Consider the following 7,695-nt stretch of genomic DNA (forward strand, 5'->3'; position numbering starts at 1 on the left):
TCTGCTCGGCTCCAAAAAGGCGGAGCAGAGCAAACTGTTGGAGCGCACCAACGGCCCAGTTCGAGGCCGGGAATGGGCCAGCTTAAAGTTAACCTGGCCCAATATCCGTTGTTGTTGGCCTCGATCAATCTGAATTGTCATAATTACTTTTTTACTACATGTTGTCGATAGACTTCCGGGCAATCTCGGCTGCCCCACTGCAAGCGTCGCCTACCTCCCGAAAAGGACGCCGCCTTGTCCTGGTTTGCTCTATCATGCAGTTTCCATAACTGACCGAATCGAAGCGCTCGTGGGGCGAAACTCACTTCGGACCGTCTTCGGTAGGCAAGGCGCAATTCGCTTAGATCATCTCCGCAGTCCCCGAGGGACGCCTAATGCGCGGTTCGTCGATGGGAGATTCTTCGCCTACGAAATTCGAAGCAGCCGAGGCACGGCATTGAAAAGTTTGACAGGAGGCTCGATCTTAGAGACGGGTAGCTCCATCGCAAGCTCATGAACCAGCTTGAAGAAGCTTGCCCGCGGCAGATGGCGCCCTTGCCGTCCCGAGCGGAACGGTTCAAACGCCCTGATGACGCGAAAGCTTAGTTCATGAAAGCGCTTCCAGAAATTCCCTTCATCGACATTCGCGAAGGCGGCGCTCTGCGGCACGCGGCGCAGAATCCGGCCAGGGCCCGCGCCCTGCGCGACGCCTGTTTCGCATTTTTCCCGCGCGCCGCCGCGCCGCTGCTGCCCGCGATGGATGGAGCGGCGCGGCGTTGGCTCACGCGATCGTGCTCCCCTTATGTATCGGAGATCGAGGAGATCGCCTCTTCGCTCGGCTTTCCCGGCGTATGGACGCTCAACGCCTCTTATCTTTGGGGATGCACGGCGCTGGCGCGCGAAGAAGATGGGGCCCCTTGGCTGGTCCGCACGCTTGACTGGCCATTTCGTGGGCTCGGACGCCATGCCGATCTGGTCCATGGCCGAGGCGCGGCCGGCGACTATTTCAGCGTCACCTGGCCAGGCTACGCCGGCGCACTGACGGCAATGGCGCCGGGGCGCTTCGCCGCCTGCGTGAATCAAGCTCCGATGCGGCGCCGCTCGCGTCACACTTGGCTGCGCGCTTATGATCTTGCCGCCAACGCCCGCCATACCTGGGCGAATATTCGCTACATCCCGCCCGATCAGCTGTTGCGCCTCACATTTGAGACCTGCGAGACCTACGACGACGCTAAGCGCATGTTGGAGCAAACTCCGGTGGCGCGGCCAGTGATCTACACGCTCATAGGTTGTGAACCTGGGGAAAGATGCGTGATCGAGCGGACCGACGTCGGCTACAAAACACGCGAAACCGACACGAGCGCGGCGAATGACTGGGAGCCGAACCGTCCGCAATGGGAGGCCCGCATCGGCGGCGCCAGCTTTCTCACGCGATCTTCGGCCGAAGCGACCGCTCGATGCCGCGCCCGCCGCGACGCGCTCGCCGGATGGCCCGGCCGACTGTCAAGTGCAGATTTCGATTGGGTGGCGCCGCCTGTCCTCAATCCCTGCACGCGTCTCGCCGTCGCGATGAGTCCGGCGCGCGGAACCCTTCGCGTCGTCGGCTATGAAAAGACCGACGCTGAAATGCCGGAACGCGCGACGCAGGTTCGCGAAATCGCCATTGATTGACCGAATTGCACAGAGTTCAGGCTCGCCCCAAAGCTTGCGATGAGATCATGCGCCTCGGCGATGTCGTTGGGCTGACCCTGCACGAACCGCGGGCGGACAGGCGTGCTGAGCGCGTCGGTCGCGGCCTGGAAAAATTTGGTGGGCCGGGAGGGACTCGAACCCCCAACCAGACCGTTATGAGCGGCCGGCTCTAACCATTGAGCTACCGGCCCCGGCGCCGCGTCGAGGCGGCAAAACAGCCGAGGAAGCGCGCATTACACCGGTTTCAGGCCGCGACGCAATGGTCGGCGCCACGCATTTCACATCCGCGTCAAGCGTGCCCCGTCCGGTCGCCCAGCACTTCAGTCCGCCGTCAGCGCGGCGCGCGCTTGGCTAGTATGCGCTGGAGCGTGCGGCGGTGCATGTTGAGGCGGCGCGCCGTCTCCGAGACGTTGCGGCCGCAAAGCTCGTAAATCCTCTGGATATGCTCCCAGCGCACGCGGTCGGCCGACATCGGATTTTCCGGCAGCTCCGCCTTGTCATGGTTCGTCGCCATGAGCGCGTGAAAAATCTCATCGGCGTCTGCGGGCTTCGCCAAATAGTCGAAAGCGCCGAGCTTAACCGCAGTCACGGCGGTGACGATATTGCCATAGCCGGTCAAGATGACGCCGCGGGCGTCCGGACGTTTCGCCTTCAATTCGCTGATCACGTCGAGCCCGTTGCCGTCGGCGAGGCGCATGTCGATCACGGCGTAAGCGGGCGGGCTCTGCGCGATCTCCGCAAGCCCTTCCGCCACGGATTGCGCCGTCGTCACGATAAATCCATGCGTCTCCATGCTCCGCGCAAGGCGCGTCAAGAAAGATTTGTCGTCGTCGACGATCAAGAGCGAACGATCCGGCCCGATGGCGGACAGGTCGCTCTCAATCGTCTCCTGCGCGGCCTTCGGTGAATCGAAACTGTCGTCCGCCATCGCCAAAATCTCATTTGGTGCGTTTACGCGCGTCGTTGGCCGATTCGCAGCCGAAGACGTGATCTTTGCGAGCAATCTAGCGCCATTGAACGCGCTTGTCGCGCGTTTCCGTCCCGGCTCGGACTCAGCTCGCCGCGATGGCCGCTTCCCTGAAGTGGCCGCCGACGCCCCGTTCGAACGCCTCTCTCGGCCATGAGATGGTGACCAGTGCCCCGCTTTTCGGGGGGCCGAAATTGGCGGTGGACACTTTCGCTCCCGAACGTTCGAGCAAGGTCTTGGCGATGAACAATCCAAGGCCCAAGCCAGACCCTTCCTCGGATTTGGCGCGCCGGTCGAAACGCGTCGTCACATAAGGCTCGCCGACTCGGCCGACGATGTCCGGCGAAAATCCCGGACCATCGTCCTCCACGACCACGCTGACGACGGCGCCGTTCCATTGCGCCGAGATGCGCACTTCCGTGGCGGCGAAATCGATGGCGTTCTCGACCAGATTGCCGAGCCCGTAGAGAATGCCAGGATTGCGTCGGCAGATCGGCTCCTTGCCCTCGCCGTCCTTGGCGATGGTGATGAGGACTCCGAAATCCCGCTGTGGGCCGACGACTTCTTCCAGCAATAGGCTCAACGTCATTTCGTCAAGAATGGTGCCGCGGTCGTCGCCGAGAGAGGTCAGCTTGCCGAGAATGGTTCGGCAGCGGGCGACTTCCTGCGCGAGCAGCGCCAGATCCTCCTCGAAAGCGCCCCGCGAAGGAAGCTGCTTTTCGAGATCCCTGACGATCAGCGTTATAGTGGCGAGCGGCGTGCCGAGCTCATGCGCCGCCGCCGCCGCGAGCCCGTCGAGCTGGGTCAAATGCTGCTCGCGGGCGATCACCAGCTCCGTCGCGGCCAGAGCGTCGGCGAGCTTGCGCGCCTCCACCGCGACGCGGGAAGCGTAAACGGCGATAAAGGCGGCGCTGACGACATTAGCCGTCCACATGCCGGCGCTATACACAAAAGGAAGCTGTAAAGTCTCGTCCGGTCGCCAGGGCAGCGGGTAATGCTGGAGGGTCAAGGCCGAAGCGGCGGCGATCATCAGCAAGGTCAAGACCAAGGTGATCCGACCGGAGAGCGAGACCGCCGAGATCATGATCGGAGCCAGATAGAGCATCGAAAACGGATTCTCGATGCCGCCGGTCAGATAAAGCAGAGCCGTGAGCTGAAGAATGTCATAGGCGAGCATCGCCGCGGCCGGCAGGTTCTCGAGGCGATCGGTGCGGCGAAACCGCAACCGCAAGCCGATATTCAGCCAAGCCGACAGGGCGACGACGAGGAGGCAAGGACCGAGAGGAAGAGAAAAGCCCAGCCCGAAACGGGTCACGACCAAGGCGATCGCTTGGCCGAAAAGCGCGAACCAGCGCAATTTGACGAGCGTGTCGACGCGCAGCCGCCGCGAGCGCCGCCCGAGGTCTATGTCGATGAAATCAGCCATGCTCATGCAGGTAGCCCGCGGGCCGGAAGACCGCCGCCAGTCGCCGCCGCCTGTGGCGATGGAGCCGATCGAGCCCTGAAAATTGATCGCTCCCCGAAATTGGTCATGTTCTGTTCAGCCGCGCCTGCATTTATGGGTAGGCCTAGCTGTCCGCAGATGGTTTTTCGCAAATGCGAAGGAGAGAGACGACTGCGACCATGTGTCCATGATATAGATCCTAATTCGACCATGGAAACTTTCTATCCATATGTTTCGAATCGGCGGCCGGATATTTTACGAGGGCGGAATACGAAAGTTCTATGAATACGGGAGCGCCGAGGTTATCTTTTTCGATACGGTCGCTTCAACTAGGCGCGTTAGATTCAAATACAAGTCCGCAGCATGGCCGTTCCAGCAAGCGGCCAGAGGCGCGAGGACAACAGGAATGCCTCCATTTTCATATGAATTGCACGAAATCGCGCATCTCGCCGTGGCTCCGGTCCGGATCGCGACGCATGTCGCGCATAGTTGGTGGAAAAGCCCAGTCAATCCTTTGTCCTATACGCCCTTCGCCCGCAATCTCGTGGCTTCCGCGGAAGTTTTCGAGCGGCTGACGCGGCGCTACCACAAGCCTGGCTTCGGCCTTAGTTCGACCATCGTCGCGGGAAAAACGGTTCCGATCGTCGAGAGGATCGTCTGGGAGCGGCCATTCTGCCAGCTTCGCCACTTTCAACGGCAGTTCGACGGCCCGATCGGCGAGGCCCAGCAAAAGCTGCTGATCGTCGCGCCTATGTCCGGCCATCACGCCACCTTGCTGCGCGGCACCGTCGAGGCTTTTCTTCCCTATTATGACGTCTATATCACCGATTGGATCGACGCCCGGACGATTCCGGTCGCGCAAGACGGCTTCGACCTCGACGACTATATCGATTATCTGATCGCCATTTGCGCTTATCTCAGCAAGGCGCATGACGGCGTCAGCCTGCATACGCTCGGCGTCTGCCAGCCTTCGGTCCCACTTATAGCCGCAATCGCGCTCATGGAAGCGGCCGAGAGCCCGCACGCGCCGGCGTCGATGACTTTGATGGGCGGACCTATCGACACGCGGCGCAGCCCGACCAAGGTCAATCTTTTAGCGCAGGAGCGCGGCAGCGCCTGGTTCCGCCGCCATTGCATCTGCCGGGTGCCTTATGGCTATCGCGGCGTCGGGCGGGAGGTCTATCCGGGCTTTCTGCAACTCGCCGGCTTCATGGCGATGAACGTCGACCGCCATGTGAATGCTCATGTCGACCTGTTCAACCATCTCGTCGAAGGCGACGGCGATTCGGCTGAAAAGCACCGCGATTTCTATGACGAATATCTTTCGGTCATGGATCTCACGGCGGAATTCTACTTGCAGACCGTCGACACGGTCTTCGTCCGCCATGCACTTCCCGACGGCCACATGAGGCACCGGGGTGAAAGAGTCGACCTTGCGGCCATCCACCGCGTCGGCCTTTTGACCGTCGAAGGCGAGAACGACGACATTTCGGGCATCGGCCAAACCGCCGCCGCGCATGAGCTTTGCCGCAACATTCCGCAATCCATGAAGGCCGATCATCTCCAAAATAAGGTCGGTCATTACGGCGTGTTCAACGGCTCGCGGTTCCGCAATGAGATCGCCCCAAGGATCCGCGAATTCCACCAGTCGATCGCGCCGCCGGCCCGGGCGTTTGGGCCGACCTTGACCCTCGTTCAGTCGAATTAGGATTGTTCCGATCAAAAACCGTGGGATCGGGAGCGCATTTGCCATCCAATCGGGACCGGGTCCCGGCCGCCAGCAACCTGAAGCCCGTTCCTGGTGAAAACTTGATCGAGCCGCCTCGGCTCGATGGCGACCCGGGGCGCATGTTGGTAAGCTGCGGTTATGTTGCGACTCTTGCGACGTGACCCCTCAATCGGCGAAATCGCCTATTTCGATATTTCGCATGCTGGCGAGACCTATCGGATCAAGCTCAAGCGCGTAGCCGCCGCCCGCCGCTTCACCTTGCGCGTCCGCGCCGGAACGCATGAAGTCGTTCTGACGATGCCAACGCGCGGCAGCCTCGCGGAGGCCAAGTCCTTCGCTGGGCGCAATGCGGCCTGGATCGGCGCGCGCCTCCGCCGGCTCCCCGCGAAAATCGGCCTTCTGCCCGGGGACTGCGTTCCGCTGCGTGGGGTTCTGCATCAGATCGCCCATCGCGCCGTGGGGCGGGGAACGATCTGGATCGAACCCGCGCCGCGGGGCGCCGAGGATGCGGGCCAAGGCGGCGCGTTGCCCCTCATTTGCGTGAACGCGGAGGCCTCCTTCATTCCTCGGCGCGTCCAGGACTATCTGATTCGCGAGGCCCGGCGCGATCTCGAGGGCGCCGTGGCCCGCCATTCCAAAGCCATCGGCGTCGCGCCGAGAAAAATGACCTTGCGCGATACGGCCAGCCGATGGGGCTCCTGCTCGTCGACAGGCGCGCTCAGCTTTTCCTGGCGCCTGATCATGGCGCCGCAATTTGTCCTAGACTATCTCGCCGCGCATGAAGTCGCGCATCTAAAGTATATGAATCATTCGGCCGCCTTCTGGGCGGCCGTTGAGAGCTTATCATCGGAGGTCGAGGCGGCGGAGGCTTGGCTGAAAGCCAATGGCGCAAGCCTGCTGCGCTTTGGACCAGGCAAGGCCTCCGCGGGTTAGGTCAGCGACCGTCCGAGGCCGTCAGCCTGATCCAAGAAATTCAGGTGGCTTCCGCCTGCGCCCCGCCCTGAGCAGCTGCGACCTCTTCGAGGCGCCGGCGATACAGCGCTGCGAAATCGATCGGATCGACATAGAGCGGCGGGAAACCGCCGCCGCGCACGGCGTCGGCGATGATTTGGCGCGCAAAGGGAAACAGCAAGCGCGGACATTCGATCATGACGACCGGATGCATGTCATTGGGGGAAATATTGAGCAAACGGAACAGGCCGGCGTAATCCAGCTCGAACTTGAACAAGACTTCGGCGTCGACCGTCGCGGAGCCCTCGAGCAGAATATTCACCTCGAAATCCGTGTCAGCGACCTGACGCGCGTTGACATTGACCTGAATGGCGATGTTCGGCGGATTCTGCTGCGGGCCCAAAGAGCGCGGCGCATTCGGATTCTCAAACGAGAAATCCTTCGTATATTGGACCATTGCATTGATCGCCGGCGCCGAATCCGGCGCAGCGCCGCTTCCATTTCCATTTGCCATTATAAATCTCCCGTGGCTGCGGTTAGCACGGATGGGCGCAGCCGACAAGCCGACGCTGACGCGCCCATCGGCAGCCAATCCCAGAGATTTTCGCACTCTTTATTTTTGATCTGAGCGCCGCCTTATCCGCTTATCGCCCGCGGGCGCCGCCGAAGCCTCCGCCGCGCTGGCCGCCGCCCGCGCCGCCCATGCGCCCACCGCCTTCTTCTGCGCCCCCCATGCGCCCGGCGCCTTCCTCGCCGCCGCCAGCGAAGCCCCCTGCCCGGCCGGCTCCGCCCTCGACGCCAGCTGCGCCGCCGGCATAGGACGCTTCGCCCGCGCGCGCCCCGGCGCCGTCCGCGCCTACGCCCCAGCCGCCGCCCAATCGGCCGCCACCGCCGCCGACGCCGTCGGAGCCAATATTCCAGCTGCCGCCCGAT

The 7,695-nt window shown here is 62.4% G+C and carries 6 protein-coding genes, 1 tRNA gene and 1 pseudogene; 3 read left to right on the forward strand and 5 right to left on the reverse strand.

What is annotated here, in order from left to right:
• Positions 1–588 precede the first annotated feature (588 nt).
• Positions 589–1,650, forward strand: coding sequence for an Ntn hydrolase family protein (locus METAC_RS23095; RefSeq protein WP_051335489.1), 1,062 nt, complete (start codon positions 589–591; stop codon positions 1,648–1,650).
• Between the two features lie 136 nt (positions 1,651–1,786).
• Here the strand turns inward: METAC_RS23095 and METAC_RS0109495 are convergent.
• The 3 genes from METAC_RS0109495 to METAC_RS23100 all read right to left on the reverse strand — a co-directional run bounded on the left by METAC_RS0109495 (position 1,787) and on the right by METAC_RS23100 (position 4,070).
• Positions 1,787–1,862, reverse strand: a tRNA-Ile gene (locus METAC_RS0109495).
• 140 nt (positions 1,863–2,002) lie between these two features.
• Positions 2,003–2,599, reverse strand: a complete 597-nt coding sequence (locus METAC_RS0109500) for an ActR/PrrA/RegA family redox response regulator transcription factor (protein ID WP_026606837.1) — start codon at positions 2,597–2,599, stop codon at positions 2,003–2,005.
• 124 nt (positions 2,600–2,723) lie between these two features.
• The gene (locus METAC_RS23100) at positions 2,724–4,070 is read right to left on the reverse strand and encodes an ActS/PrrB/RegB family redox-sensitive histidine kinase (protein ID WP_342446945.1); all 1,347 of its coding nucleotides are present in this window, start codon (positions 4,068–4,070) and stop codon (positions 2,724–2,726) included.
• Between the two features lie 418 nt (positions 4,071–4,488).
• On the opposite strand from METAC_RS23100, the gene METAC_RS0109510 reads away from it, so the two are divergent.
• Positions 4,489–5,790, forward strand: coding sequence for a polyhydroxyalkanoate depolymerase (locus METAC_RS0109510; protein WP_026606838.1), 1,302 nt, complete (start codon positions 4,489–4,491; stop codon positions 5,788–5,790).
• 159 nt (positions 5,791–5,949) lie between these two features.
• Positions 5,950–6,744: a M48 family metallopeptidase gene (locus METAC_RS0109515; protein WP_026606839.1), complete on the forward strand. Its 795-nt coding sequence runs from the start codon at positions 5,950–5,952 to the stop codon at positions 6,742–6,744.
• Positions 6,745–6,784: 40 nt separating this feature from the next.
• Here the strand turns inward: METAC_RS0109515 and secB are convergent, their stop codons facing one another.
• Together secB and METAC_RS23105 are read right to left on the reverse strand one after the other, a co-directional pair.
• A complete protein-coding gene (gene secB, locus METAC_RS0109520) occupies positions 6,785–7,276 on the reverse strand; it encodes a protein-export chaperone SecB (RefSeq protein WP_026606840.1) in 492 nt (163 codons plus the stop codon).
• Positions 7,277–7,406: 130 nt separating this feature from the next.
• A pseudogene (locus tag METAC_RS23105) lies at positions 7,407–7,695 on the reverse strand (PE family protein); the annotation flags it as partial.

The organism is Methylocapsa acidiphila B2 (assembly GCF_000427445.1).
GTDB classification, from domain to species: Bacteria; Pseudomonadota; Alphaproteobacteria; order Rhizobiales; family Beijerinckiaceae; genus Methylocapsa; species Methylocapsa acidiphila.

Excerpts from the sequence above, each read along its gene's own strand:
- METAC_RS23095 (WP_051335489.1), top strand. The coding sequence starts at position 589 with ATGAAAGCGCTTCCAGAAATTCCCTTCATCGACATTCGCGAAGGCGGC.
- METAC_RS0109500 (WP_026606837.1), bottom strand. The coding sequence starts at position 2,599 with ATGGCGGACGACAGTTTCGATTCACCGAAGGCCGCGCAGGAGACGATT.
- METAC_RS23100 (WP_342446945.1), bottom strand. The coding sequence starts at position 4,070 with ATGAGCATGGCTGATTTCATCGACATAGACCTCGGGCGGCGCTCGCGG.
- METAC_RS0109510 (WP_026606838.1), top strand. The coding sequence starts at position 4,489 with ATGCCTCCATTTTCATATGAATTGCACGAAATCGCGCATCTCGCCGTG.
- METAC_RS0109515 (WP_026606839.1), top strand. The coding sequence starts at position 5,950 with ATGTTGCGACTCTTGCGACGTGACCCCTCAATCGGCGAAATCGCCTAT.
- secB (WP_026606840.1), bottom strand. The coding sequence starts at position 7,276 with ATGGCAAATGGAAATGGAAGCGGCGCTGCGCCGGATTCGGCGCCGGCG.